This is a genomic window from Fusicatenibacter faecihominis, from assembly GCF_020686945.1.
Taxonomy (GTDB): domain Bacteria; phylum Bacillota; class Clostridia; order Lachnospirales; family Lachnospiraceae; genus Limivivens; species Limivivens faecihominis.
Genome location: NZ_JAJEPR010000009.1, coordinates 58,553 through 84,416, shown reverse-complemented (window position 1 = coordinate 84,416; position 25,864 = coordinate 58,553). Strand labels below are relative to the sequence as shown.

The window sequence follows — 25,864 nt, the reverse complement described above, 5'->3', positions numbered from 1 at the left end:
CACCTGCAGAGCTTTCTGCAGGTGTTTTTAAAGGAGTGAGCCAGTTGAAATTTCGGATTAAGCACGAAATAAAGGGACGTATGAGAGTTCATATGGCCCAGAAAAGAATGAGTTACGAGCAGGCCGATACCCTGCTTTATTATCTGCAGACGATTCCGGGTGTGGAGTCAGCCAATGTCTATGACCGCACAGCAGATGCGGCCATCCGCTACAGCTGCCCCAGAGAGGTTGTGATCCAGGCTCTGCGGAGCTTCCATTATGATGAAGTGGAAACTCCGGAGGGTGTGATTGAGAACTCCGGAAGAGAACTGAACAGCCGTTACCAGGAAAAACTCATCAACAAAATTCTCTTTCATTATGGAAGAAAGTTTCTCCTTCCGGCACCCATCAGAGCCTGCTATACGACGGTTATGTCCGCAAAGTACATCTGGAAAGGCGTCAAGACTCTCTGGCGAAGGAAGATCGAAGTCCCGGTCCTGGACGCGACGGCCATCGGCGTTTCCGTTTTCCGCGGCGATATAAACACCGCAGCTTCCATCATGTTTCTTTTAGGAATTGGAGAACTTCTGGAAGAGTGGACACATAAGAAATCCGTCGGAGATCTGGCGCGTACGATGTCCTTAAATGTAGGTTCCGTATGGCTGAAACAGGCGGACGGTCAGGAAGTTCAGATCTCCGCCAACGATGTGAAGCTGGACGATCAGCTTGTGATTCATATGGGAACCGTGATCCCCTTCGACGGAACCGTAGTAGCCGGCGAGGCTATGGTCAACCAGGCTTCCCTGACCGGTGAATCCGTGGCTGTACGGAGAGCCGAGGGCAGTTCCGTTTATGCAGGAACCGTTGTGGAAGAGGGCGAGCTGACGATCCAAGTGAAATCTGTGGGCGGCAGCAGCCGTTATGACAAGATCGTTACGATGATCGAGGAGTCCGAGAAACTGAAATCCGGTGTGGAGAGCAAGGCCGAGCATCTGGCTGACCGTCTGGTTCCCTATTCTTTGGGCGGAACGGCTCTGACCTATCTGCTGACGAGAAATGCCACCAAGGCCCTGTCCATTCTGATGGTAGACTTCTCCTGCGCCCTGAAGCTTGCAATGCCGATCTCCGTGCTGTCTGCAATCCGTCAGGCCAGCACCCACAAGATTACAGTCAAGGGCGGCAAATACATGGAGGCGGTTTCTGAGGCTTCCACCATTGTTTTTGATAAGACAGGTACCCTGACCAAGGCAAGACCTACCGTTGCAAAGGTTGTTTCCTTCTGCGAGAAGAGCGAGGATGAGCTTCTTCGTATCGCTGCCTGCCTGGAGGAGCATTTCCCGCACTCTATGGCAAAAGCAGTGGTCAACGCAGCAAAGGAAAAGAATCTTTCCCACGAGGAAATGCATTCCAAAGTGGAATATATCGTGGCCCACGGCATTTCCACCACCATTGCAACGAAGAAAGTCATCATCGGAAGCCATCATTTTGTCTTTGAAGATGAAAAATGCGTCATCCCTGAGGGCATGGAGCAGAGGTTTGCAGAGCTTCCTGAGGAGTATTCCCACCTGTATCTCGCTATCGAGGGCAGGCTGGCAGCCGTGATCTGTATCGAAGATCCGCTGCGTCCGGAGGCTCGCGACGTCATTAAGAACCTAAAAAAAGTAGGTTTCCAGAAGATCGTCATGATGACCGGAGACAGCGACCGTACGGCGAAAGCCATCGCGGCAAAGGTTGGCGTTGACGAGTATTATTCCGAAGTGCTGCCGGAAGACAAGGCAAGCTTTGTGGAGAAAGAGAAATCCAAAGGCCGGAAGGTGATCATGATTGGCGACGGCATCAACGATTCTCCGGCTCTTTCCGCGGCTGATGTGGGAATTGCCATCGGAGATGGCGCAGAGATCGCCCGTGAGATTGCCGATATCACGATCGGAGCAGATAATCTAGAGGAGGTTGTGATTCTCCGGAAGATCAGCGACGGCCTGATGAAACGGATTCACGGAAACTATCGCTTCATCGTAGGCTTCAACGCAGGCCTCATCGCCCTGGGCGTGGCCGGCGTGATCATGCCGACGACTTCCGCCCTGCTTCACAATACTTCCACTCTGGCCATCGGCCTGAAAAGCATGGGAAATCTGAATATTTAAAAACAGTAAGAAAAAAATCCCGGAAAGACCAGGTAAGAAAAGGTTTTTCCGGGATTTCTTTGTTTACAGGGCCTTGATGGCGATTTCCAGCCCTTTTGCAATCATGGAGAGCTCCATGGCTGGCGTGCCTTCTTTCTTTCCTTCGAGTTGTTCCGGGATAAATGGAACATGGATAAAGCCGGAACGCATACCGGGAAACTCATGGGTGGCCAGATAAAGACCGGCGTACATGACGGTGTTGCAGACATAGGAACCGGCGGAGTAGGAAAGGCTGGTGGAAATCCCGGCTTCGTTCATGGCTTCCATCATTTTTTTCACGGGAAGCGTCGTGAAATAGGCTGTCTCTCCGTCTTTTTCCACGGGAATATCCTCCGGGGAATAACCGTCATTGTCGGGGATCCGGGCGTCCATAAGATTGATGGCCACGCGTTCCAGCGTGATGTTGGGACGGCCTCCTGCCTGCCCTACGGAGATAAGAACGTCGGGATTCAGGGCGCGGACCTTTTCTGCGAGCAGGGCGGGAGTGCCTTCAAAGGTGACGGGAAGTTCCAGCTTTGTGATACGGTGCTCTCCGATGGTTTCCGGGAGCAGACGGACCGCCTCATAGGACGGATTGATGGTCTCGCCGCCAAAAGGCGCAAAACCGGTGGTCAGAATTTTCATGAGAAAAACACCTCCTTCTGTTATCGTAGCGGGAATTACAGCGGCTGTCAATCAAATACTCCGTTGCAAGCAACGAGTATTTGATCCTCGCGGCAGTCGCCAAATATCCATGCAAGCATGGCTACTTGGCTCGTTGCTCGCGGGAATAAAAGAATTGCTTTTATTGGAAAGGTGCGATATATTAGAAATACTGACGCAAAAAAACGAATGACAGCAAGAAAGGAAGAAAAAAGTGAAAAAGTATATTGGGGACAAACGGTTTTACCGGATGGTTCTCGCAGTGGTGGTTCCGATCATGATACAGAACGGAATCACAAACTTTGTGAGCCTTCTGGACAACATTATGGTAGGTCAGGTGGGAACAGAGCAGATGTCCGGCGTGGCCATTGCCAACCAGCTGATTTTCGTATTCAACCTCTGCATCTTCGGGGCGGTATCCGGAGCGGGTATTTTCGGGGCCCAGTTTTATGGAAGCGGAGACCACGAGGGCGTTCGTGATACGCTGCGCTTCAAACTCGTAATTTCGGTACTCTTATTTTTGTGTGCGGCGCTGATTTTTACCGGAGCGGGAGAGCAGCTGATCCGCCTTTATCTCAGCGGGGAGAGCGAGAGCGTGGATCCGGAAAAAACGCTGGCTTACGGTATGGCTTACCTTCGTATCATGATTCCGGGACTTTTGCCCTTTGCCCTGGTGCAGTCTTATGCGGGAACCTTAAGAGAGACCGGAGAGACCATGCTTCCGATGAAGGCGGGCATTGTCTCTGTCCTGGTAAACCTCATGCTGAATTATCTTCTGATCTTCGGTAAATTCGGCTGCCCGAAGCTGGGAGCTGAGGGAGCTGCTGTGGCGACGGTGACGGCCCGTTTTGTGGAGGTCGCCATCGTCATCAGCTGGACGCACCGCCATACGAAGGAGAATCTCTTCGCCCATGGTCTCTACAGAAATTTCCATATTCCGGTCCATCTGGCCGGTCAGATTCTGCGAAAGGGTACACCGCTGATGCTGAACGAGACCCTCTGGTCTCTGGGAATGGCGGCTCTGATGCAGTGCTATTCCGTGAGAGGACTTTCCGTGGTGGCTGCCATGAACATTTCCTCCACGATCTCCAACCTGTTCAGTATCGTTTTCATGGCCATGGGAAATGCGGTGGCTATCATCGTGGGCCAGCTTCTCGGCGCAGGCAAGATGGAAGAGGCGAAGGATACCGACGTGAAGCTGATCTTTTTCTCCGTGGTCAGCTGTGCGGTGGTCGGCGTGGGAATGGCTGTTTTCGCACCTTTCTTCCCGAGACTTTATAACACAGAGCCTGCGATCCGTGAGATGGCGAGAGACTTTATCTGGGTGGCGGCGATCCTCATGCCGATGAACGCCTTCGTGAACGCTTCCTATTTTACTCTGCGTTCCGGCGGAAAGACCGTCATTACCTTCTTCTTTGACTGCGGTTACGTCTGGGTGGTGAGCATTCCGCTGGCTTACTGCCTGAGCCGTTTTACAGACCTTCCGATCCAGCCACTTTACTTTATCTGCCAGGGTGCGGATATTCTGAAATGTGTTGTTGGCTACATTCTGGTGAAGAAAGGGGTCTGGATTGAGAAACTCGTGGACCATTCCATGGCGTAATTCAGAAAAAAATAAAGAAAAATTAAAATAAGATCCCGGCAAACATGGTATACTGTAGAAAAAAGACCGGGAGGTGCTTTATGAAGAAAAGACGATTGTTTTTGGCTGCGGCAGCGCTCTCCGTCTTTCTCGTGGGCGGCTGTCAGAGCCGCGGGGAAGAGGAAAAGCCCATCGAGGCCATGTACATTGAAAAAGGCGATGATTTTCAGATTTTTGTGGATACCTCCACAGATGTACTTTTTGATGCCTACATTCCGGAAGGAACTGAGGAGCTTACTACCGGCGATCTGGTGAAGATCTACGGAGACGGTATCATGCTGGAAAGTTATCCCGGCCAGTATCCCGGTGTGACCCGGATTGTTGTCACCAAACAGGGAACGGAAGAGGATGCGGAAAAGTATGAGAGCCTGGTGGACGAGGTCTATCAGGAGCCGGATCCTTCGGAACCACCCTATCTGAATCTGGAGTACCGTACGAAAGAGGCAGTGGTGAGTGCAGTGGCGGACAGGGGCGGATATACCTGGAGTTATACCGATGAAAACGGTGAAGACCAGGAGGTTTCCGTGGATGCCGCGTTTGTTCTGGAGTGGGATACCCTCAACGACATACGTTTGAATGAGAAAACGGACGTGCTTCTCTATTTTTCGAGGGAGGCGAAGGACGTTTCGGTGATCCGCTATGAGCCGTCGCTGAAAAAACAGAGCACGGAAGAGACAGAAGAAAATGATGAGCCGGAGAGTGAACTCATCAAGGTCTCAGAGGAAGAGGATGAAAATGGCAAAAAGCAGTTCATTCTGAAGGATCTTCTGGATAAGGGCATTTATCTTGTGACGGCAGAGTTTGACCAGGGGACCGTGGAATACGGCTTTGAAGTGAAAAAGAGCGCAAAATCCTCATAAAAAGAAACAGCAGAGAGTCTTGCTGATGGACTCCCTGCTGTTTTTTTAGTGAATCGTGATCGTGTACTGAGCGTGGAAAGTTTTGTGGGCCTCCAGACGGTTGATATCCGGTTTCTCGGAGAGATCGCCGGTGAAGCCGTAATTGTCTGCACGGCCGAGCCAGGGCTCCAGACAGACGAAGGGAGCGCCTTTCGCAGCCCAGATACCGAAGCTTGTAAAGCCCGGGCAGCTTAAGGAAACGTAAGGCGTTCCGTCGGGATAACCGATGCCGGCCCAGTCGATCTGGTGGTCGAAGACCAGGGCGTCGTTGTCAAACATGTGATCCGTCAACTGAGCGCTTCCGTTTTCCAGCGGAAGGACTCTGGACTGGTCGGCCAGGATTGTGCCGTATTTCTGATCGATGAGGAAGTAGACCGGATCTTTTTCCGTGTGGAAAAGAAGTTTGTAGTCCGAGTATTTCGTGCCGGGAAGAGCAGGTACCTTGAAGGCCGGATGCCCACCGATGGTGAAATACATCACATCGTCGCCGGTATTTTCCACATCCCACTCCACCTGGATTTCATTTCCTTTCAGGGTCTGGGTCACGGTGAGTACGAAGTCAAAAGGATAGCCTTTCTTTGTCTCCGGGGTGGAAGTGATCCGGTGGGTCACGGAAGTCTCCGTCTCAGAAAACAGGGTGAAATCCGTATCTCTCGCGAAGCCGTGAGCCTGAGAAGGATAGGTCACGCCCTTATAGCGGTAGTTGGCCTCATAGTGGCGGCCGACGTTGGGGAAAAGGATGGGAGCATGCCGTTTCCAGAATTTGGGGTCCGCCTCCCAGAGTACGTCCCTGTTGTTTTTCTTGTCAAAAATGCGGGATAATTCCGCGCCGTGGTCATCGATGGTGATGGCCAGACGGTCGTTTTCAAGCGTATGTACAGCCATGATTGTAAACCTCCTTAGAAAATTCGCTGTGTTCATTATAGACGTTTGGGAGAAAATGTGCAACCGGGAATAAAGTGTGGTATACTAAATTGTGGGAACAGCGGTTCCCAATTTTAGAAAGTTTGGTGAAACAATGAGATTTTTATATGAAGAAACAGCGGCTGGTATCCGGATTCTGCGTTCCTTCGGGGGGGATCCCTCTGTGGTACTGCCGGAAATGGTGGAAGGAAAGCCGGTGACAGAGCTTGGTCCCTATGCCTTTTCGGATCATATCGACCAAAAAGACCTTGAAAAAGTGATAGAGACCGGCCGTTTCTGCCGGGAAGACGGCGAGACCGCAGACGGCACCGATGAAAACCTCTCTGTCTCCGGAGAAAAAGTAAGCGAAGTCTTTCTTCCTGAGACTCTGAAAAAAATCGGGCGCTACGCCTTTTACAACTGCCGGAAACTGAAAAAAATCGCTCTGGGTGGAACCTGCATGGATGTGGGGGCCGGAGCCTTCACCGGCTGTCATCAGGTGGAGGAAATCTGGATCACAGTCCAGTCGGACGGGACCTCAGCTCTCAGAGAAATTCTGACGGAGCTTCCGGAGACAATCCGGGTGGACTGGAAAAAAGAGGGCCTGAAAGGCGTTTTCTGGTTCCCGGAATTTTTCGAGGAGGGTGTGGAGAACACTCCGGCCCGGATTCTGGAAAATCACATCCACGGGAGCGGCCTTCGTTACCGGAACTGTTTTGCCCGGAACAGCCTTAACATCCGGGAATATGATGAACTTTTCCCTTATGCAAAAGCCTGGGAGGAGGAAGGCGTGGTCCTGGAGATGGCGCTGGGACGGCTTCTTTTTCCTGTGGAACTGGGCGAAAAGGCGGAAGAACATTATCTTTCCCACATCCGGGAGCATCTTGTGGAGGCGGCCCGGATTCTGACGAAGGAGAAGGATTACCGGAGCCTGGGAGCTCTTCTTGAGAGAGTGAAACCGGATCGGGAAGCACTGGAACAGCTTCTTTCCATGGCGCAGGAGCAGAAAGACATGGAGGCGGTGAGCCTCTTTATGGACCGGCTTCATCAGAATACGAAGATCAAAAGGAAGGTGTTTGAGCTTTGAATCCCATTCATGAACTGCAGAAAAAAGAAGAAGAGAAGCTCGATATCGCCAGCGATATTCTGGCAAATGCCCGGAATGAGCTCTATTTCGCCCTGCGTTACCTGGATACGGCCCTTTCTGCCCTGCATTTTCAGGCAGATCCCGGCTGTGAGACCCTTGGTACCGACGGTGGCTTTCTTTATTTCAATCCGGACTGGCTTCTGAACGCTTTCCTGAACGGAAAAGTGCGGGTCAACCGGCTCTATCTCCATGAGGTGCTTCACTGTCTCTTTTGCCACCTCTGGCAGGGAGAGAAAAGAGACGCTTTTCGCTGGGATCTGGCCTGCGATATGGCGGTGGAGTCCATTTTGGATGAGCTGTATCTTCCGGCGGTTTACCGTAGACCCGGCGCTTTCCGGAAAGAATGCTACCGGAAAATGAAGGAGGAGCTGAAGGTCCTGACGGCGGAGGGCATTTACCATCAGCTGGAAAAAATCCAGGAGGAAGAGACTCTGGCCCGGATGGCCGGGGAGTTTCGGCTGGACGATCACAGCCGCTGGCTGCGGGATGGTAAGGGGAACACCGCCAGAAACCGTCAGAAGGAGTGGCAGGATCTCCGGGAAAAAATGCAGACGGAGATGGAGACTCTGGCTAAGGAGGCAGCAGGGGATTCCAAGAGCCTTCTCGAGCGAATCCAGGTGGAAAACCGGGAGCGCTACGATTACAAAGAGTTTTTGCGGAAGTTTTCGGTTCTGAAAGAGGAGATGCAGGTGGACCCGGATTCTTTCGATTATATTTTCTATACCTACGGGCTGGAACATTACGGAAACATGCCCCTGATTGAGCCACTGGAGACGAAAGAAATCCGGAAAATTGAGGATTTTGTCATCGTCATCGACACCTCCATGTCCTGCAAGGGGGAGCTGATCCGTCATTTCCTGGAGGAGACCTATTCGGTACTCTCGGAGTCGGAGAGCTTTTTCCGGAAGATCAATGTTCACATCATCCAGTGCGATGAGAAGATCCGGGAGGATCAGGTGATCCATGACAGCCGGGAGATGGAGCGATATTTGAAGAATTTTACGGTCCATGGCTTTGGCGGAACGGATTTCCGCCCTGCTTTTACTTATGTGTCCCAGCTTCTGGAGGCAGGGGCCTTTACGAAGCTTCGGGGGCTGATCTATTTCACCGACGGCTACGGTATCTTCCCGGTGAAAATGCCGCCCTATGATACGGTCTTTGTTTTCATGCGGGAAGACTACCGGGACGTGGACGTACCGCCCTGGGCGATGAAACTAGTACAGTGAAAATTAAGTATCTGCTATATTGACGCAGGATGATTTCTTCATATGCAAGGCGGAGGAATGAGGCGTAGCGGTGGCTACGTCGATTGACGACAACGCAGCAGATGAAAAATCAGACAAATCAATATGGCGGTTACTTAATATTCACTGTACTAATACTGTAAAGAAGGAGAACTTATGAACATCAAACGAGCAAAACAGGAAATTATAGATGCCGTGGAGGCATACTTATCCAAAGATGAATATGGAGACTGGCTGATCCCCAGGGTGCGCCAGCGCCCGATCCTGCTTCTGGGCGCCCCGGGCATCGGAAAAACTCAGATCATGGAGCAGGCGGCCCGGGAGTGCGGTGTAGCCCTCGTGGCCTACAGCATCACCCACCATACGAGACAGAGCGCCATCGGCCTTCCTTTTATCTCAAAGAAACAGTATGGCGGGCAGGAATATTCCGTGACGGAGTACACGATGAGCGAGATCGTGGCCAGCGTCTACGATAAGATGGAGGAGACCGGTCTTTCAGAGGGAATTCTTTTCATTGATGAGATCAACTGCGTGTCCGAGACTCTGGCCCCGGCGATGCTCCAGTTTCTGCAGTGCAAGACCTTCGGAAATCATGCGATTCCTGAGGGCTGGGTCATCGTGGCAGCAGGAAATCCGCCGGAGTACAACAAATCGGTCCGGGATTTCGATGTGGTGACGCTGGACCGTGTGAAAAAAATCCCCGTGGAGCCGGATCTTGACGTCTGGAAGGAATACGCCTACAAAGAGGGTATCCACCCGGCCATCCTGTCTTACCTAAACCTTCGGAATAGCTATTTTTACAAGATGGAGACCACGGTGGAGGGCCGGAAATTCGCCACGCCGCGAGGCTGGGAGGATCTTTCCAGGATCATCCAGGTCTATGAGCAGCTTAAAAAGACTGTGGATGCGGACCTGGTACTCCAGTATATCCAGCACCCGAAGATTGCCCGGGATTTTGCCTCCTATTACGATCTCTACCAGAAATACCAGGCTGATTATCAGGTGGAAGCCATCCTTCGCGGAGAAAGTTTTGACCGGATGCTGGCGAAAGTGGCCCATGCTTCCTTTGACGAGCGTATGAGCGTGGTTCATCTGCTTCTTTCCGGTGTCCGGAAAGCGATCCGCCGCGCCATGGAGCAGGAGGCCGTGACGGAAAAGGTCTTTGAGGTTCTGAAAGATTTGAAAATGAATCTGGATGAGACCGAGGAGACAGCGGCGGCGCTGGAGCGATTTACGTCCCTTCTGGAAACCGAGCGGGAAAAGAAAAAGAAGCAGGAGCTTCTGGATCACCGGGAGGATGTGATTTATAAGGAGAGTATCCGGATTCTGGGCAGCTATCAGGCAGAACTTCGACTCAAGGGTGCTCTGAAAGGAGAGGAAGGCTTCGACACTTTAAAAGCCCTTTTCGCCAGAGAAAAAGAAGCCTACGAAGCTTTCTTTACAGAAGCCGGGGAAACGCTGGAGCACGCCTTTGATTTCTTTGAGGCGGCCTTCCTGAACAGCCAGGAGCTGGTGGTCTTCCTCTCCGAACTCAATACGGACTGGAACAGCATCGAATTTCTTAAAGAATACGACTGCGAACGCTATTACCGCTACAACAAAGAACTCCTTTTCGAGGACCGCAGCGCCCGGATCAAAAAGAGAATTGAAGCTCTCTGATGGCTTTTGGGACTTTTGCTTGACCGCTGTGAAGAAAAAAGGTATAATAGAATTACGAAATGCGGCCAAAGTTTTATGAAATTTTACCGTATTATTAATATTAGAGAGGATGTAACTATTCAGGAGCCACTATCCCGCGAGGTTCTGAACAGTTACGAAAGGACAGAATAACCATGGAGACGAATGAAAAGAAGGCATTTCTGGAAGAGCTTCAGAAAACACCGGAGATTTATGTGATCATGAGTGTATGCACCAAGATGCCGTATGTATATTGCGAGCCGGAGAGCTATGACGATCAGGTATTCCTTTTCCACAAGGAGGAGGATGCGAAGAAGCTGGTTGAGGACTACAGACAGCACGAGAATCCGATCGTTGCAGTGAAGCTGGAGAACAAACAGTTCCTGGGCTTCTATTCCAGCCTGTTTATGATGGGTGTCAATGGCCTGAACATTGACTTCGGTACGGATGAGGCACAGTCCATTCAGCTGACGGATCTGGTGAGAAGACCGGATTATTCCAAACTGCCGGAGGGCAAGGTAAAGGTAGAGAATCCCGAGCTTGAACTCACCACGATCTACTATATGCAGGAGATCCGCCGCAAACCGGGTATCGGCCAGCAGCCGAGATTCCGTGAGCTGGAGGATGAGATGCTGACTCACTTCCGCGAGGGAACCTTCATCGTGCCGGTACAGACTGCAGATAAGGAAAACGGCGAGACAGAGAGCAAAGTACCGTTCATGAAGATGAAAAACGGCGATATCTATCAGCCGATCTTTACCGATATGCCGGAATTTTTCAAATTCTGCCGTGACGGCAAGTTCCGTGCAGCAGTGATCCCCTACGAAAAGCTCAATGCTGTGATTCTGAAACAGGCAAAAGGAATTATCATGAATCCCTTTGGTGTCCGTCTGATCCTGAACAAAGGACAGTTCTAACCGGATGACAGGGAGGGGATTGGTTTGAAGCTGGATATGCATTGCCATACCCATGAAGGGTCTGTGGACAGTAAGATCGGGGTGGAGGAGTACATCCGCATCCTGAAGGAAAAAGGCTACGACGGTATGCTCATCACCGATCATGATACCTATAACGGTTACCGCTATTGGAAGGAACATCTGAAAGGGAAAAAATACAAAGATTTTGTGGTTTTGAAAGGAATCGAGTATGACACCAATAATGCCGGCCATATGCTGGTAGTGATGCCTGAAAATGTGAAGCTTCGCATTCTGGAAATGCGGGGGATGCCGCTGCCGATGCTGCTCTTTATCGTGCATGCCTTCGGCGGAATTGTGGGTCCGGCCCATCCGTTCGGTGAAAAATATCTGAGCTTCACCAATACCCGGTATTTTCGTAAAAACCGGAACATTGTAGAAAAATTTGACTTTATTGAGACCTTTAATTCCTGCGAGAATGCGGAGCGGAATATTCAGGCCAGACAGCTGGCGAATATTTACAACAAGCCCGGTTTCGGCGGCAGCGATTCCCACAAGACGGACTGTATTGGCACAGCCTATACCCGCCTGCCTGAGAATGTCACCAAGGAGTCGGAACTTATCGCGCTGGTTAAAGCAAAAGCCCCAATCACCTACGGAGGCAGTATTTACAATAAGACCACGAAGGATAAGATCGGAAAGGTAAATGATGTTCTGATTTATTCCTTCTGGGTCTACAATAAAGTTTTGGGACTCTCCCAGGTCCTGAGACGGCGGGGCCAGTCCCGTTATCTCAATCTGAGCAAAGCGAACAAAGAATATTTCTTCAAATCCGGCGGACCGGAGCTGAAGAAGGATATAAAAAAAGCTGAAGTCTGACTTCAGCTTTTTTTGATGAATTCGGTTTTGCATTTCGGACAGGTGATAGCGATCTTTCCCTTTCCTCTGGGAATACGAATCTTCTGTCCGCAGCTGGGACAGGTGTAGATATGGAATTTCACCCGGTCCTGAGTCATCTGTTTTTCTTTGTTAAAGAAGCGGACCGCCTGATTTTTGTATTTCAGGAAAATCTCGTTTTCTTTTCTGCGCTGGGCATAGTTTTTGGAAAACATGCGAAAGTACAGAACAAGGACGAGGATAAAAGTGATACCGTTTAAGAAACGGCTCCGGACGAAAAGTCCGATGATGAGAAGGGCGATCGTGAGATAGAGGGAATATTTCCCCAGTTCATCTACGCCGTAACGACCTGCCATAAAACGCTGAAACTTATCCTTCATAGAACTGCCTCCATTTTTTTACTGATGTTTTTGGCAAAAGAAGCGGCTTTTCGGAAATCCTCAGCAGAGGGATGAAAAAGCGCTTCATCGAAATTTTTGATGAGCCGGCTGGCCAGCTGGTCATGCTCGGTGCCGAGCATAGCTTCGTATTTTTCACGCACCCGGATGGGCATTTTTCCCTGGCAGAAAAAGCTGCCGAAGTATTCATTGTCGTCCGGGAGAAAGGCGCGGACCTTGTTTTCCAGCTCCGCGTAGTATTCCGGGGAATTTCCCATGCCGCAGGTGCCGAAAAAGGCCACCTTTTTTCCGTGGAGCTCCGATAAAAAATCCAGGACCTCGACGCTGGCAGTGCCACGATTGGCCCAGAAGCCGATGAAATAACAGTCGGCGGAGAGGGGGTTTCTGGCCCGGTCCAGTTCCTGAATGTCTTTCGGTGAAGAAGGAAGGGCCTGAAAAATTTCTTTTGCCACAGCGGCGGTGTTTCCGGTGCCGCTCACATAAATTACCTCTGTATTCATGAAATCACTTCCTGTATGATATTTTTTCGACTCTCCTATTCTATCACAATTCTTATTAAAATGACATGATGATAATATCAAATATTTATGAACAAAGTATAAAACCAGTTCAGACAGAAGCTGCGAAGCAGCGAGAGTGCATGAAATGCACGGGGTGCTGAGTCCCGGTGGGACTCGTTTTGCACCGACCGAAGCGAAGCGTAGACCTGAGGTCTATTGTTCTGAACGTCCGATAAATCTCTCCGGCCAGTCAAAAATATTTCCATTCAAAACGGCCGTCAGCATCCTTTCCTTCACCCCGGGATTCTTCCGGTTCAGCTCCCGGATGAGCTCCTTCACTTCCTGCCGCTTCGTATGCCCGTCTGCCGGACAGAGATTTTTCACCACGGGAAGCTCATATTTATTTTTGAAACCGATGATCTCCGCCTCCCAGACGAACATCAGCGGCCGGATTACGGTGAGATCGATCCCATCGAGATAAGTCACCGGCGGAAAAGAGTAGAAACGTCCCTCGTACATGAGGGAGAGCATCATAGTCTCCACGATATCGTCGGAATGGTGGGCGTAAGCCACTTTATTGCAGCCGAGTTCCTTTGCCGCCTGGTTGAGAGCGCCGCGCCTGATTTTCGCACAGAGAGAGCAGGGATGGCTCTCCTGACCGGCCGCGGTGATGATTTCGCCAATCTTTGTGGGAACGATGGTATAGGGAACTGCAAGGCGTTCACAGAGCTCCTTTACCGGAGAAAGGTCAAACCCCGGATAGCCCAGATCCACGGAGATGGCATAAATCTCAAAAGGATGCGGATAAAATTTTCTTAAACCGGCCAGCGCATAGAGAAGCGTCAGACTGTCCTTTCCGCCGGAGACGCCCACGGCGATCCGGTCTCCGTCCTGGATCATCTGATATTCCTCCACCGCCTTCCTGGTCAGATTCAAAAGACGCTGTAATTTCATGATGTAGACTCCTTTCGCACATAACATCCATTATTGGATAAAATAGGGAAAAAGTCAATTGATTTTTCGACAGGTTCTGGTGTATACTATACAGGATAAAACACAAGGAGGAACTACCATGGATGTAATCAGCGTAGGAGAAATGTTGATCGACTTTACACCGGGAAAGGAAGCCAATTCTTATGTGCGTAATCCCGGAGGTGCCCCGGCCAATGCAGTGATCGCTATTGCCAGAAACGGTCTTTCTACCGGATTTGTCGGCAAACTGGGTGATGATGATTTCGGACGTTTTCTGAAAGAGACTCTGGAGAAAGAAGGCGTGAAGGTTCTTTGCCCGGAGCTGACGAAGGAAGCAATTACCACGCTGGCTTTCGTTACCTTATATGAGAACGGAGAGAGATCCTTCACATTCGCCAGAAAACCCGGAGCAGATATGCTTCTTACGAAGAATGATATCGATGAAAATGAGATCCGCCAGGCCAAGATGGTTCATGCAGGATCTGTAAATATGACCAAAGAGCCGGCCAGAGGCGCAAACCTTTATGCCATGAAGCTTGCCCACGATAATGGCAAACTGGTGAGCTTCGATGTGAACTACCGAGATACCCTCTGGGAGAACGAGGCAGCCTGCAAGGAAGTGGCAGACCAGGTTTACGACTATGTGGACTTTCTGAAGATCTCCGAGGAGGAACTCTATTTCGTAGGCGGAGAGGAGAACATCCCCGCGTTTATGAAAGAGCACGGCATCTCTGTTGTCATCGAGACTCTGGGAGCTGACGGTGCAAAATACTTCTTCGACGGTCACACCGGACATCAGCCGGGTCACAAGGTACATGCAGTGGACGCTACCGGAGCAGGAGACGCTTTCTGGGGCGGTTTCCTTTCCAGGATCCTCATGAGCGGCGTCACCACGAAGACTGATCTTACCGAGGACATCGTAAAAGAGGCTCTCCGGTACGGAAATGCTTCCGGAGCTGTCTGCGTACAGCGCATGGGCGGCATCCCGGCCCTTCCCACGAGAGAAGAGATTGAGGAATATCTGAATAAATAAGAGCAATAAAAAAGAGCGCCTCGGCGCTCTTTTTTATTGGAAATTAAAAACCTGCATTTTTCAGAATCTCTTCCGCTTTGGAAGTATCGTCACAGACGCAGAGTACAACGTAGTTTCCGGACGTCTTGATGATGGCGTTTTCCAGCTTTGTGGTCTCGCCTGCATTGTAGGAAGAGTAGAGATCTTTCTGGTTGCTCACGCGCTGTTTGAGAAGATCGCTCACCTCAGATGCATAATCAGCATCACTGCATTTGATGACAGCGGCCTCGCAGGCAGAAGCGCCGGTGCTCATGTAAGCGCTGGAAGCCTCGATTTTGGTGGTATCCACGAAATAGGTGGAAGCCATGATATCGGTGCTGACCTCTGAGAGCGTATCGCTGGTGACGGTTTCCTCTGCCAGCTGTTTGGCGAGAGTGGAAGGATCGGTGGTTACTTCACCGGAACTCTTTTTGCTGCCACAGGCGGCAAGAAGAAGCAGGGATAGAAGGGTAACGAGGATCAGTTTCAGTTTTTTCATGGGTAAATCTCCTTTGTTAATTGCTTGCTGCAGTTTCTGTCTCGGAAGAAGTCTCTGATTCTGTTTCCGAAGAGGTCTCGGAACTGCTCTCAGAGAAGGCCTCCGAAGAAGACGTTTCCGAAACATAATGGGTTTTCAGATAATCCAGCATTTTTTTGCAGTATTCTTCGTACATATGGACACCGTCGCTGGATGCTCCGCTGATGAGAGAGTGATTTCCATCGGAGAGCACCTCGTTTACATCAAGGAAATAGTAGCCGCCCTCGTCGCAGATGTTAAGGATGATGTTGTTCATCTTGTCCACGTTGGCGTTGTTGATGTAATCTCCGGTGGTGACTTTGGCTTCTTCCACATAGGGAACACCGATGGCATAAATGATCGCATCCGGGAAGAGACGACGGGTCTCGCTCATCATCACGCGGTAACTCTTGGTGAAATCCTCCCAGACATTTCCGAGCTCATTGGTGCCCAGCATGAAGTAGATCTTTTTACAGTTCTCCGGATACATGGCCTGAAAGACCGTGATATTTCCGTCTGGCGAAGCGATGCTCTGCTTGGTAAAAATTTCGCTGACGTTCATTCCCACGCTGGTGAGAAAATCTCCGGTGGTGATGCCTGACTGGTTGCGGAAGCCTTCCAGACGGGAATCGCCTATGAAAGTGGCGTCTGCAAAATAAGTATCGTCGATGGCAGTGGGCTGTTCCTGAACCACCTGTTTGTTCGTATGGTCGATACCGGTTTCCGCATAACCGGAAGTGCCTGCCGTTCCCTCAGAGGAGGCTTCGCTCTCCGCTGTCTTTCCGGAAGTCGTGGGAGAGTCCAGCGTCAGACCGGCTACGGTATCGCTGGCGGCGTTTTTGACGGTAGTCTTTTTCGTTTCTGCTTTCTGCTCAGTTTCCGGGGTCTCGGTTTTCATGTCCGCGAAAAGTTCATCCAGCTGCTGGGTGATCTGAGCCTTGATCCCGTGGCGGGTGAAAATATTGATGACCATACGGCCTTCAAAGATCACCAGGATCGCAACGATCAGGATCAATACATGCAAAAAACGACCGGTAGGATTCCGTCGTTTTTTCTTCTTTTGTTCAGCCATAAAATTGTTTGCTCCCTTATAAAAACAATAATGGGATAAAAATGTTGTTTTTTCCCTTTTCCTATTATATAATAAACCCCGTAATTGTAAATAGTTTTTTGAAAACGTAACAAATTCTTAAAGAAACTTAAGGAGAAATCGCATGGTATTCAGCAGCCTTTTATTCCTGTTCCGTTTCCTGCCCCTGGTGTTCCTTTTGTATTATCTGACACCGCGGAGGGGACGAAATGTGGTGCTTTTCCTCTTCAGTTTATTTTTTTATGCCTGGGGAGAACCAAAATATGTATTTTTGATGCTGTTTTCCATCACCATGGACTACACCGTCGGCCGGCTTATTGACAAGGCCAAGAGAGAAGGGAAGCCTGAGAAAGCGAAGGGCAGCCTTTTATTTTCTGTCTTCATGAACCTTGGAATCCTTGGATTTTTTAAATACGCGGATTTCATCATCGGCAGCATCAACGCGGTCAGCGGCCTGAATCTGCCTCTTTTGAACATTCCTCTGCCGATCGGCATTTCCTTTTTCACCTTCCAGACCATGTCCTACACGATCGACGTGTACCGTGGAAATACGGAGGTGCAGAAGAACTGGATCAGCTACGGAACCTATGTCTCCATGTTCCCGCAGCTCATCGCGGGCCCTATCGTGCAGTATAAGACGATCGCCCGGCAGATGAAGGAACGCCGGGAAAATCTCGATGATTTCACGGAAGGTATCCACCGCTTTGTTGTGGGCGTGGGCAAAAAAGTCCTGCTGGCAAACAATATCGGCCTTCTCTGGGATGCGGCAGCGGCCCTTCCCGTGGCAGAGCTTCCCGTGGCGACGGCCTGGCTCGGTGCGCTGGCCTACACCTTCCAGATATACTTTGATTTCTCCGGCTATTCCGATATGGCTATCGGTCTTGGAAAAATGTTTGGCTTCCATTTCCTGGAGAACTTCAATTATCCCTATATTTCCAGAAGCATCACGGAGTTCTGGAGAAGGTGGCATATTTCCTTGAGTTCCTGGTTCCGCGAATATGTTTACATTCCTCTGGGCGGCAACCGGAAGGGGCTCCTGAAACAGGTCCGGAACATTTTCGTGGTCTGGATGCTTACGGGTATCTGGCACGGCGCTCACTGGAACTATGTGCTCTGGGGCGTTTACTACGGCGTCCTTCTGATCCTGGAAAAATTTGTGCTGAAGCGCTTTCTCGACAAGCTTCCCAGTTGGATTCAGAACCTCTACACAATGTTTTTTGTGGTTATCAGCTGGGTGATCTTCAAATGTGAGGACTTAAGCTATTGCCTGTCTTACCTGAAAGCCATGTTCGGCGGCTTTTCGGCAGGACTTTTCAACACGGAAAGCCTTTATCTTCTGAAAAATTACGGTATTCTGCTGGTGATTCTGATTCTGGGCTCCACCAGGCTGCCGAAGTTTTTTGGAGAAAAAATGGAAAAACGCTTTGGAGAAAACGGAGAAGTGATGACAGGAGCGAGGATGATTTTTTACCTCGGAATTCTGCTTCTGTCCGTGGCCTACCTTGTGGATGCCACCTACAATCCCTTCCTGTATTTCCGTTTCTGATAGGAGAATATTATGAAAAGAAAGAAAAGGCTCCGGAGAAAAGAATATCTGGCGCTGGAAAGAAAAAAGAAAGACAGGCAGAATAAGGTCCTCACCGGTCTCTTTCTCGCTCTGGTCTTCGGCGGAACGGCAGCGACCTTCCTGGTCCCGAAACGGGAATTTTCCGACCGGGAAAACCGGGCGCTGCAGCAGTTTCCGAAAGCTTCTGTGGATTCCGTGCTGAACGGCGAGTTTGAGTCGGATTACGAGACTTACCTTAGCGATCAGTTCCCGGGAAGAGACGGCTGGATCCGTGTCAAGACAGAGGCGGAGCTGGCTATGGGAAAAGACGAGATCAAAAATATCTATTTTGCCAAAGACGATTATCTCATTGAGAGTCATGAGGGAAGTTTCACCACGGATACGGCAGAAAAAAATATCGGGTATCTGGCAGCTTTCCTGAAAAGCCAGGAAAACCGCTTTGAGACCGGGCGGATCACAGCCATGATTGTGCCCAATGCCGTGGAAATTCTGAAGGATAAGCTTCCAAAATATGCCCCCGACAGCGGCGAGAGCGCTTATCTCAGTAAAATCCAGGCGGCGGTCCCGGCTTCCATGTGGTTTGATGCATCCTCCGTCCTGGCGGAGCACAAAGATGAATATATTTATTACCGGACCGATCATCACTGGACGACGCTGGGCGCCTGGTATGCTTATCAGGCCTGGGCGGAGGCAAAAGGCTTTTCTCCGGCACCGTTAAGTGACTATACCGTGGAAACTCTGACCACGGATTTCAAAGGAACCATTGAGTCGAAAGTGGGAGTGGATGTGGTCCCCGACACAATTCAGAGTTTTATGAAAAAAGATCTGCCCGCTTACACGCTGGATTACAACAACGGGCAGAAGAGCAGCGACGACCTTTACGACAGGAGCTATCTGGAGGGAAAAGACAAATACAGTGTTTTCTTCGGAGGAAACCAGCCGGTCATCCGGGCCTCCATAAAGAACAATAGCGCCAGGAAGCTTCTGGTCATCAAGGATTCCTACGCCCACTGCTTCCTTCCCTTTACTTTTGAGGATTTCTCGGAGGTGGATTTCATTGATATCCGTTATTTCAATGAGAGCCTGAAAAATTATCTCGAAACCTCCGATTACACAGATCTTTTATTCCTCTATAACGCTTCGGGCTTTGCGGAAGATGTAAGCCTTGCGAAACTGTTAAGCTGAAAAATACGATAAGAGACAGGTAAGTGCCAAAAAGCGCTTGCCTGTTTTCTTTATATGCAAAAGTAGACAATATCACGGAAAAAGCGACAGAAACCGCAACGAAATCCGGCAACACCGCGTAAACGATTAAGCAGAAAAAAGGAGAATTAAAGGTAAAAACAAGGAAAACAAAAGAAAAAAGAAATTAAAAATAATAAAATTAAGCAAAAATAAATCAAGTAAAACGTGAATATTAAGAAAAGAAATGAGTTACAGACTGTGCATTGTGCACAATATGAACAAAAAAACTTGTGAAAAAAGGCAAACTTTAATATTTATGTTGAAAAATTCGAAAAGATGAGTTATAGTAAAAGCACGAAAACGATTAAGAACTTCGACAGAGTGGATGGACAGAAAAAGAGACAGCAGGACGGACAGAAGAAACACAATTCACGATTGAGAAGAAAATGCGCTGAGGCGTTAACAAAAAAGGAGGATTTACTATGAGAACAAGAACTAAGAGAATCGTTGCTTTACTGGCAGGTACCGCAATGCTGGGTTCCAGCTTTGCATCCTTCGCAGCGACCGATGTGGCAGCCAATGATCTGGCTTACAAAGGAGAGCTTGAGATCATGCATTATTCCACCTCCGAAGAGTCCGAAGGAAACGGCGGATCTGATGGATTCCGTACCGTACTTCAGGCATGGGATGAGGCTCATCCGGACATCACCCTGACCCAGAACGTTCTGGCAAACGCTGAGTACAAAACTCAGATCGCCACTCTGGCAGCAGCTGGTGACCTTCCCGATGTGTTCCTTCTCCAGGGCATGAACACCAAGGACTGGGCAAAACAGGGACTGCTTCTTGATCTGACCGATTACATCAAAGCATCTCCTTATTATGATGAGTATATCCAGAACTACTTCACACCGTTCACAGACGGCGATTCCCTTTATGGCTATCCGGTACTGACTGGTGGTACCTGTACCGTAGTGATCTACGATAAAGCAATGTGGAAAGAAGCAGGATACGATGAGTTCCCGTCCACTTGGGAAGATGTAGAGAAAGCTTCCGAGTACTTCAATGACCAGGGTATCACCACCGTAGCATTTGGTAACGGCGGAAAATGGCAGGCAAACAGTGATTTCCTTTCCACTCTGGGTAACAGATACACCGGACCGGACTGGTTCTTAAGCCTGATCAACAAAGAAGGCGCAGCTTTCACAGATGACAAATTTGTAGCAGCGCTGACCGAGATGCAGCATCTGTTCCAGGATACTCAGATCTTCAATGAGGACTTCAACGCAGTCACCAATGAGGATGCTCGTGAGTATTACATCTCCGGTGAGGCAGCAGCATTCATCGGCGGTAACTGGGATGAGTCTTATATCTGGGCAACCCTGAAAGAGAACGATACTGATAAATGGAACAACATGGGCTTTGCAGTTCTTCCGCAGCCGGCAGATGCAACCGAGGCTCCGACCTCTCAGAATATCGGTCTTGGATATGCAGTAGCCATCAACGCAAAACTTGCTGATGATCCGGACAAACTGGCAGCAGCCATCGATCTGGCACAGGAAGTTACCGGACCGGCTTTCGCAAGCTATGTAGCTGAGAACTATGCTCTGGGCGGACTGACCAACGTCGGCGATGTTGACCTTTCCAAATTCGATCAGATCACTCAGGACTTCTACAACTACTCCTATGTTGATACTGAGAAGTGCGAGATCTACGATTCTTACATCACCAACGCTGTATGGGATGTTCTGAACACTGACCTTCAGTCCATGATGAACGGCGAGAAGACTCCGGAAGAAGTAGCTCAGGCAGCTCAGGAAGCATACGAGGCTAACTATTAATCAAGAATGGTTGATAAAAAACTTATAATCCGATAAGGAAATTGTGAAAAACCGTTCTGCCCGCGGCGGTGGGCAGAACGGTTTTTACATAGGTAACTGATTACAGCAGGAAGGAGAGGATGTTAAATGTTAAATGCGATCAAGCCTAGCAAAAAGACCGTTATTTTATACCTGCTGGTTCCCGTGGTATTGTTTATCTTTACTGTATTCGTGCCGCTGGTTACTGCACTGGTATACAGTTTCTTCGAGTGGAAGGGAGGTCCCAAGAAGACCTTCATTGGAATTGCCAACTATAAACAGCTTTTTCAGGATGGTGTATTCTGGCAGGCTTTTGGCCATAATATTTATCTTGTCATCGCCTGTATCATCGGTCAGATCGGTATTGCCTTTGTTCTGGTTTTGATGATCAACTCCAAACTGGTGAAATGCAAAGGCGTTCACCGTACCTTCGGATTTTTCCCGAGTACCATTTCAGCCGTTTGTATCGGTTTGATCTGGAACATGATTTATCACAACAAATACGGTATTCTCAACTGGTTCTTAAAAGCCATCGGAAGACCGGATCTCTGCCAGGTATGGCTGAATAATTCCAAACTGGTTATGCTCCTTGTTACCATTCCTCTGATCTGGCAGTACATTGGATATTATATGGTAATTCTCCAGTCAGCTATCGCATCCATCGGTACGGATGTCCTGGAGAGTGCGGAGATCGACGGCGCCAACGGCGTACAGAAAGCACTCTATATTACACTGCCACTTATCAAAAATACGGTTCTTGTCTGCATTACCCTCTGTATTGCAGGTAACATGAAAGCTTTTGATAATATCTTCGTTATGACAAAAGGCGGTCCTGGAACCTCCTCCATGGTTATGGCCATGTATGGATACCAGATTTCCTTTAACCAGAGCAACATGGGATACGGAAGCTGTATTTCCGTAGGAATTTTCGTTCTGTCCCTGCTGGTTATCGGCGGTTCTCAGGCACTGATCAAATATATCACCAGAGAGAAGGAGGCGTGATCGTTATGAAAAAGGACAGCGGTACTCATAAAGTAAGACGCGGGGTTCTTGGAACTGTCATGAACCTGATCCTCTGGATCTTTTCCCTTTCCTGTATCTTCCCCATTGTGTGGATGATCTATTCTTCCCTGAAAGAGAAGAGAGCCTTCAATGCGGATATCATCGGATTTCCCAAGAGTCCGACCCTCATCAACTATACCAGAATTTTAAGCAACTCCGATTATCATCTGGGTGCTTCTATGTGGAACAGTGTCCGTACAACGGTACTTTCCATCGTTCTGATCGTTGCGTTCAGCTTTATTGTGGGCTACATTCTTTCCCGTATCCACTTTAAACTGAATCGTCTGATCTATGTAATGTTCCTGATGGGTATGCTGATTCCGATCCATTCCCTTCTGGTTCCGATCTATGTTGTATTTAAAAAATGCGGTCTTTCCAACCAGTGGTTCACCTTGCTGTTCCCCTATGTGTCCTTCGGACTCCCGATGGGAATTTTCCTGGTAGAAGGCTATGTGAAGACCGTTCCGGTTTCTCTGGAAGAGGCAGCAGCCATCGACGGAAGCAGCTTCAGCTATACGCTGTGGCACATCATTTTCCCGATCTGCAAACCGATCCTCGTGACCGTAGCAATCATTCAGGTATTCAGCTGCTGGAATGAGTTCTCCTTCGCACTGGTTCTGATCAAGGACGTAGGCCTGCAGACCGTTCCTCTGGCTCTGACCCAGTTCAAAGGCCAGTTCGCATCTGATTATCCGAAACAGATGGCAGCCATGCTCATCACCATGGCCCCCATTGTCATCCTTTACTTCGTATTCAGCAAACAGATCATCAAAGGCATGGTTGCCGGTGCAGTCAAAGGCTGATAACAGAATAAAAAAATAAGTTCCTCCAAATTATGATACCTCTCTCAGGAAAAAGATAAGAACTGTTTTCCTGAGAGAGGTATTTTTAATAGAGAGTAAACTATAAAAAATCCCCCGCCGGAATGGTTAGCTCCGGCGGGGGATTCGATTGAGAGGATGTTGGCTTACATGATGATCTCGACCTGGTAGTGTTTCTTATCGGGATCGTAGGGGATCACATGGCCTTCGATGGGCTTTCCGTCCACGAGGAAAGCTTTGATACCTTTCTGGGCGTGGTCCTCGTTGGTAACTTTGATATCGTAGGTGGCGCCTCTGTACTGGCGGGTGGCGGTGAAGCCTTCTATGTCAGAGGGGAGGCAGGGATCTACGGACAGGCCGTTCAGCGTGGGGTAGATGCCCAGGATATGCTGGGAAACATTTACGAAGGTCCAGGCGGCGGTACCGGTGAGCCAGCTGTTTTTGGCTTCGCCGAAGTTCCTGGCATCCTTTCCGGCTACCATCTGGGAGTAAACGTAGGGCTCTGTCCGGTGAATCTCACTGATGTTTTCGATGTAGGCCGGGCAGGTCTTTTTGTATACTTCAAAGGCCCGGTCGCCGTGGCCGATGACGGTCTCGCCGATGGAGATCCAGGGGTTGTTGTGGCAGAAGATACCGGCATTCTCTTTGTATCCGGGCGGATAGGAGGAGATTTCGCCAAGGTTGAGGTGATAGGTGGCGTAAGGCGGCTGCTGAAGGGCAACGCCGTATTTGGTATCGAGGCGCTCTTTTACGGAAGCCATGGCCTTCTCGGCATAGCCTTCTTTTACGCCGACGCCGGCCAGTACGCAGAAGCCCTGGGGTTCGATGAAGATCTGGCCTTCCTCACATTCTTTGGAACCGATCTTTTCACCAAAAGCGTCATAGGCACGAAGGAACCATTCGCCGTCCCAGCCTGCGGTGAGGATAGTCTGCTCCATGGTTTCGGAAGCCTTGTAGGCCCGGCCTTTCTCTGCTGTGTTGCCCAGAAGCTCGCAGAGATCGCCGTATTCTTTCGCATATTTGACAAACATGCCTGCGATGAAGACGGATTCTGCCTTGTGGCTTTCATAGTTGGCACAGGTCTGGAAGGATTCTCCCGGTGTGTCGGAGAAGCAGTTCAGGTTCAGGCAGTCGTTCCAGTCGGCGCGGCCGATGAGAGGCAGGCCGTGAGGTCCGAGATGCTCCAGCGTATAATCGAAGGAACGTCTCAGATGTTCCATCAGAGGAGCTGCCAGTTCTTCTTTATTATCGAAGGGAACATTTTCGGAGAGGAGAGAGGTGTCTCCGGTCTCTCTTACATAGGCGGAAGCTGCAGCGATGAGCCATAAGGGATCGTCGTTGAAGCCGCTTCCGATATCGAGATTTCCTTTTTTGGTAAGAGGCTGATACTGGTGGTAAGCGCTGCCGTCCGGAAACTGGGTGGCTGCGATATCCAGGATTCTTTCTCTGGCTTTGTCAGGGATCAGATGGAGGAAACCTAAGAGGTCCTGACAGGAATCACGGAAGCCCATGCCGCGGCCGATTCCGGATTCATAGTAGGAAGCGGAACGGGACATGTTGAACGTAACCATGCACTGGTACTGGTTCCAGATATTGACCATGCGGTTGAGTTTCTCGTCCGGACTATGTACGGTGAAACGGGCGAGAAGCTCGGTCCAGTATTTTTTCAGCTCCTCAAAAGCGGCGTTCACTTTTGCTGTGGTGTCGTAGCGGTCGATCATGGCAAGGGCCGGAGCTTTTCTTACAACGCCCAGAGACTCCCATTTGTCATCCTTGGGATTTTCCACATAGCCGAGAAGGAAGATGTAAGTCTTGCTCTCGCCGGGTTTCAGGGTGACTTTCAGGTGATGGGAACCGATGGGATACCAGCCGCTGGCTACGGAATTTTTGGATTCGCCGGCCAGGACAACATCCGGTTTGTCAGCGCCGTTGTAGATGCCTAAGAAGGAATCGCGGTCCGTATCAAAACCGTCCACCGGAGCATTGACGTGATAGATTGCATAGTGATTACGGCGCTCTCTGTACTCGGTCTTATGGTAAATGGTGGAGCCGTGGATTTCCACCTCGCCGATACTTAAGTTTCTTTGGTAGTTGGTCATATCGTCCATGGCGTTCCAGAGACAGAATTCCACATAGGAGAAAAGAGAAATCTGTTTTTCCTGGTCGGAATCATTGGTCAGCGTCACACGGCTGATCTCACAGCTGTCCTTTACGGGAACAAAGACCAGATCCTCTGCTTTCAGACCATTTTTCTCAGAGGAAAAATGGGTATAGCCCAGGCCGTGGCGGCACTCATAGGAGTCCAGCTCGGTTTTCGTGGGCTGCCAACCGGGGTTCCAGACGGTATCGCCGTCCTTGATATAGAAATAGTGGCCGTTGCTGTCCAGCGGCACGGAATTGTAGCGGTAACGGGTCAGGCGGAGCAGCTTGGCGTCTTTATAAAAGCTGTATCCTCCGGAAGTATTGGAAACCAAAGAAAAGAAGCCATCCATTCCCAGATAATTGATCCAGGGAAGGGGCGTTTTCGGGGTCTGGATGACATATTCTTTATTTGTATCGTCAAAATGTCCAAATTGCATGTTTTTAATCTCCTTTCTGTTTCCGAAAACGATTAAGGTATCTTATTTTCAAGTATAGTGGATTTAGGGAAAATATGCAAGCAGACAAAGAAAAAAACGGAAAAATTCACAAAAATAGACAATGGATTTTGTGTATAAA

Annotated in this window: 22 protein-coding genes; 14 read left to right on the top strand and 8 right to left on the bottom strand. The window is 49.6% G+C overall.

Going from position 1 to position 25,864, the window contains the following annotated elements:
* Positions 1-92: 92 nt before the first annotated feature.
* Entirely contained in the window at positions 93-2,123 is a 2,031-nt protein-coding gene (locus LKD71_RS07435; protein ID WP_227614941.1) for a heavy metal translocating P-type ATPase, read from the top strand.
* Positions 2,124-2,186: 63 nt separating this feature from the next.
* Here the strand turns inward: LKD71_RS07435 and pcp are convergent, their stop codons facing one another.
* Positions 2,187-2,786: a pyroglutamyl-peptidase I gene (gene pcp, locus LKD71_RS07430; RefSeq protein ID WP_227614940.1), complete on the bottom strand. Its 600-nt coding sequence runs from the start codon at positions 2,784-2,786 to the stop codon at positions 2,187-2,189.
* Between the two features lie 232 nt (positions 2,787-3,018).
* On the opposite strand from pcp, the gene LKD71_RS07425 reads away from it, so the two are divergent.
* The gene (locus LKD71_RS07425; protein WP_227614939.1) at positions 3,019-4,407 is read left to right on the top strand and encodes an MATE family efflux transporter; all 1,389 of its coding nucleotides are present in this window, start codon (positions 3,019-3,021) and stop codon (positions 4,405-4,407) included.
* An 80-nt stretch (positions 4,408-4,487) separates the two neighbouring features.
* Positions 4,488-5,306, top strand: coding sequence for a hypothetical protein (locus LKD71_RS07420; RefSeq protein ID WP_227614938.1), 819 nt, complete (start codon positions 4,488-4,490; stop codon positions 5,304-5,306).
* Positions 5,307-5,351: 45 nt separating this feature from the next.
* On the opposite strand, the gene LKD71_RS07415 is transcribed toward LKD71_RS07420, so the two are convergent.
* Positions 5,352-6,230, bottom strand: a complete 879-nt coding sequence (locus LKD71_RS07415) for an aldose 1-epimerase family protein (protein ID WP_227614937.1) — start codon at positions 6,228-6,230, stop codon at positions 5,352-5,354.
* Positions 6,231-6,363: 133 nt separating this feature from the next.
* Here LKD71_RS07415 and LKD71_RS07410 point away from each other — a divergent pair, with 133 nt between their 5' ends.
* From LKD71_RS07410 to LKD71_RS07390, 5 genes are all read left to right on the top strand, one after another.
* Positions 6,364-7,335: a leucine-rich repeat protein gene (locus LKD71_RS07410; protein ID WP_227614936.1), complete on the top strand. Its 972-nt coding sequence runs from the start codon at positions 6,364-6,366 to the stop codon at positions 7,333-7,335.
* The gene (locus tag LKD71_RS07405) at positions 7,332-8,621 is read left to right on the top strand and encodes a vWA domain-containing protein (protein ID WP_227614935.1); all 1,290 of its coding nucleotides are present in this window, start codon (positions 7,332-7,334) and stop codon (positions 8,619-8,621) included. Before LKD71_RS07410 ends, LKD71_RS07405 begins: the two co-directional genes overlap by 4 nt.
* Positions 8,622-8,795: 174 nt before the next feature.
* Entirely contained in the window at positions 8,796-10,298 is a 1,503-nt protein-coding gene (locus LKD71_RS07400) for an ATP-binding protein (RefSeq protein ID WP_227614934.1), read from the top strand.
* 173 nt (positions 10,299-10,471) lie between these two features.
* Complete coding sequence (locus tag LKD71_RS07395) at positions 10,472-11,233, top strand: SseB family protein (RefSeq protein ID WP_178045354.1); 762 nt, start codon at positions 10,472-10,474, stop codon at positions 11,231-11,233.
* Positions 11,234-11,257: 24 nt separating this feature from the next.
* Positions 11,258-12,109 (top strand): PHP domain-containing protein, encoded by an 852-nt coding sequence (locus LKD71_RS07390; protein ID WP_178045353.1) that lies wholly within the window; start codon positions 11,258-11,260, stop codon positions 12,107-12,109.
* 2 nt (positions 12,110-12,111) lie between these two features.
* Here the strand turns inward: LKD71_RS07390 and LKD71_RS07385 are convergent, their stop codons facing one another.
* The 3 genes from LKD71_RS07385 to LKD71_RS07375 form a co-directional block, all read right to left on the bottom strand.
* Positions 12,112-12,507, bottom strand: coding sequence for a hypothetical protein (locus tag LKD71_RS07385; protein ID WP_227614933.1), 396 nt, complete (start codon positions 12,505-12,507; stop codon positions 12,112-12,114).
* Entirely contained in the window at positions 12,504-13,025 is a 522-nt protein-coding gene (bilS, locus tag LKD71_RS07380; RefSeq protein ID WP_227614932.1) for a flavodoxin family protein BilS, read from the bottom strand. The genes LKD71_RS07385 and bilS overlap by 4 nt, the downstream gene beginning before the upstream one ends.
* 213 nt (positions 13,026-13,238) lie before the next feature.
* On the bottom strand, positions 13,239-13,979 hold the full coding sequence (locus LKD71_RS07375) for a tRNA lysidine(34) synthetase (RefSeq protein WP_227614931.1): 741 nt from the start codon (positions 13,977-13,979) through the stop codon (positions 13,239-13,241).
* Positions 13,980-14,097: 118 nt separating this feature from the next.
* Here LKD71_RS07375 and LKD71_RS07370 point away from each other — a divergent pair, with 118 nt between their 5' ends.
* A complete protein-coding gene (locus tag LKD71_RS07370) occupies positions 14,098-15,030 on the top strand; it encodes a PfkB family carbohydrate kinase (RefSeq protein WP_227614930.1) in 933 nt (310 codons plus the stop codon).
* A gap of 43 nt (positions 15,031-15,073) precedes the next feature.
* Here LKD71_RS07370 and LKD71_RS07365 read toward each other — a convergent pair whose 3' ends face one another.
* Both LKD71_RS07365 and LKD71_RS07360 read right to left on the bottom strand, forming a co-directional pair.
* Positions 15,074-15,547, bottom strand: a complete 474-nt coding sequence (locus LKD71_RS07365) for a DUF4358 domain-containing protein (RefSeq protein ID WP_178045091.1) — start codon at positions 15,545-15,547, stop codon at positions 15,074-15,076.
* Positions 15,548-15,563: 16 nt separating this feature from the next.
* Entirely contained in the window at positions 15,564-16,637 is a 1,074-nt protein-coding gene (locus LKD71_RS07360) for a GDSL-type esterase/lipase family protein (protein ID WP_178045090.1), read from the bottom strand.
* 142 nt (positions 16,638-16,779) lie between these two features.
* Between LKD71_RS07360 and LKD71_RS07355 the strand changes: the two genes are divergently transcribed.
* From LKD71_RS07355 to LKD71_RS07335, 5 genes are all read left to right on the top strand, one after another.
* Positions 16,780-18,201: an MBOAT family O-acyltransferase gene (locus LKD71_RS07355; protein WP_227614929.1), complete on the top strand. Its 1,422-nt coding sequence runs from the start codon at positions 16,780-16,782 to the stop codon at positions 18,199-18,201.
* Between the two features lie 12 nt (positions 18,202-18,213).
* Positions 18,214-19,407: a DHHW family protein gene (locus LKD71_RS07350; RefSeq protein WP_227614928.1), complete on the top strand. Its 1,194-nt coding sequence runs from the start codon at positions 18,214-18,216 to the stop codon at positions 19,405-19,407.
* Positions 19,408-19,889: 482 nt separating this feature from the next.
* Complete coding sequence (locus LKD71_RS07345; protein WP_178045087.1) at positions 19,890-21,245, top strand: ABC transporter substrate-binding protein; 1,356 nt, start codon at positions 19,890-19,892, stop codon at positions 21,243-21,245.
* Between the two features lie 126 nt (positions 21,246-21,371).
* Positions 21,372-22,265 carry a carbohydrate ABC transporter permease gene (locus LKD71_RS07340; protein ID WP_227614927.1) on the top strand — a complete coding sequence of 298 codons (894 nt, stop codon included), beginning with the start codon at positions 21,372-21,374 and terminating at the stop codon, positions 22,263-22,265.
* Positions 22,266-22,270: 5 nt separating this feature from the next.
* On the top strand, positions 22,271-23,128 hold the full coding sequence (locus LKD71_RS07335) for a carbohydrate ABC transporter permease (RefSeq protein WP_227614926.1): 858 nt from the start codon (positions 22,271-22,273) through the stop codon (positions 23,126-23,128).
* A gap of 164 nt (positions 23,129-23,292) precedes the next feature.
* On the opposite strand, the gene LKD71_RS07330 is transcribed toward LKD71_RS07335, so the two are convergent.
* Positions 23,293-25,725 (bottom strand): GH36-type glycosyl hydrolase domain-containing protein, encoded by a 2,433-nt coding sequence (locus LKD71_RS07330; protein ID WP_227614925.1) that lies wholly within the window; start codon positions 25,723-25,725, stop codon positions 23,293-23,295.
* Positions 25,726-25,864 lie beyond the last annotated feature (139 nt).

Coding starts and splice junctions, on each gene's coding strand:
- LKD71_RS07345 (WP_178045087.1), top strand. CDS start 19,890: ATGAGAACAAGAACTAAGAGAATCGTTGCTTTACTGGCAGGTACCGCA.
- LKD71_RS07395 (WP_178045354.1), top strand. CDS start 10,472: ATGGAGACGAATGAAAAGAAGGCATTTCTGGAAGAGCTTCAGAAAACA.
- pcp (WP_227614940.1), bottom strand. CDS start 2,786: ATGAAAATTCTGACCACCGGTTTTGCGCCTTTTGGCGGCGAGACCATC.
- LKD71_RS07350 (WP_227614928.1), top strand. CDS start 18,214: ATGAAAAGAAAGAAAAGGCTCCGGAGAAAAGAATATCTGGCGCTGGAA.
- LKD71_RS07355 (WP_227614929.1), top strand. CDS start 16,780: ATGGTATTCAGCAGCCTTTTATTCCTGTTCCGTTTCCTGCCCCTGGTG.
- LKD71_RS07370 (WP_227614930.1), top strand. CDS start 14,098: ATGGATGTAATCAGCGTAGGAGAAATGTTGATCGACTTTACACCGGGA.
- LKD71_RS07330 (WP_227614925.1), bottom strand. CDS start 25,725: ATGCAATTTGGACATTTTGACGATACAAATAAAGAATATGTCATCCAG.
- LKD71_RS07415 (WP_227614937.1), bottom strand. CDS start 6,230: ATGGCTGTACATACGCTTGAAAACGACCGTCTGGCCATCACCATCGAT.
- LKD71_RS07375 (WP_227614931.1), bottom strand. CDS start 13,979: ATGAAATTACAGCGTCTTTTGAATCTGACCAGGAAGGCGGTGGAGGAA.
- LKD71_RS07365 (WP_178045091.1), bottom strand. CDS start 15,547: ATGAAAAAACTGAAACTGATCCTCGTTACCCTTCTATCCCTGCTTCTT.
- LKD71_RS07420 (WP_227614938.1), top strand. CDS start 4,488: ATGAAGAAAAGACGATTGTTTTTGGCTGCGGCAGCGCTCTCCGTCTTT.
- LKD71_RS07385 (WP_227614933.1), bottom strand. CDS start 12,507: ATGAAGGATAAGTTTCAGCGTTTTATGGCAGGTCGTTACGGCGTAGAT.
- LKD71_RS07435 (WP_227614941.1), top strand. CDS start 93: ATGGCCCAGAAAAGAATGAGTTACGAGCAGGCCGATACCCTGCTTTAT.
- LKD71_RS07335 (WP_227614926.1), top strand. CDS start 22,271: ATGAAAAAGGACAGCGGTACTCATAAAGTAAGACGCGGGGTTCTTGGA.
- LKD71_RS07360 (WP_178045090.1), bottom strand. CDS start 16,637: ATGGCTGAACAAAAGAAGAAAAAACGACGGAATCCTACCGGTCGTTTT.
- LKD71_RS07410 (WP_227614936.1), top strand. CDS start 6,364: ATGAGATTTTTATATGAAGAAACAGCGGCTGGTATCCGGATTCTGCGT.
- LKD71_RS07340 (WP_227614927.1), top strand. CDS start 21,372: ATGTTAAATGCGATCAAGCCTAGCAAAAAGACCGTTATTTTATACCTG.
- LKD71_RS07400 (WP_227614934.1), top strand. CDS start 8,796: ATGAACATCAAACGAGCAAAACAGGAAATTATAGATGCCGTGGAGGCA.
- bilS (WP_227614932.1), bottom strand. CDS start 13,025: ATGAATACAGAGGTAATTTATGTGAGCGGCACCGGAAACACCGCCGCT.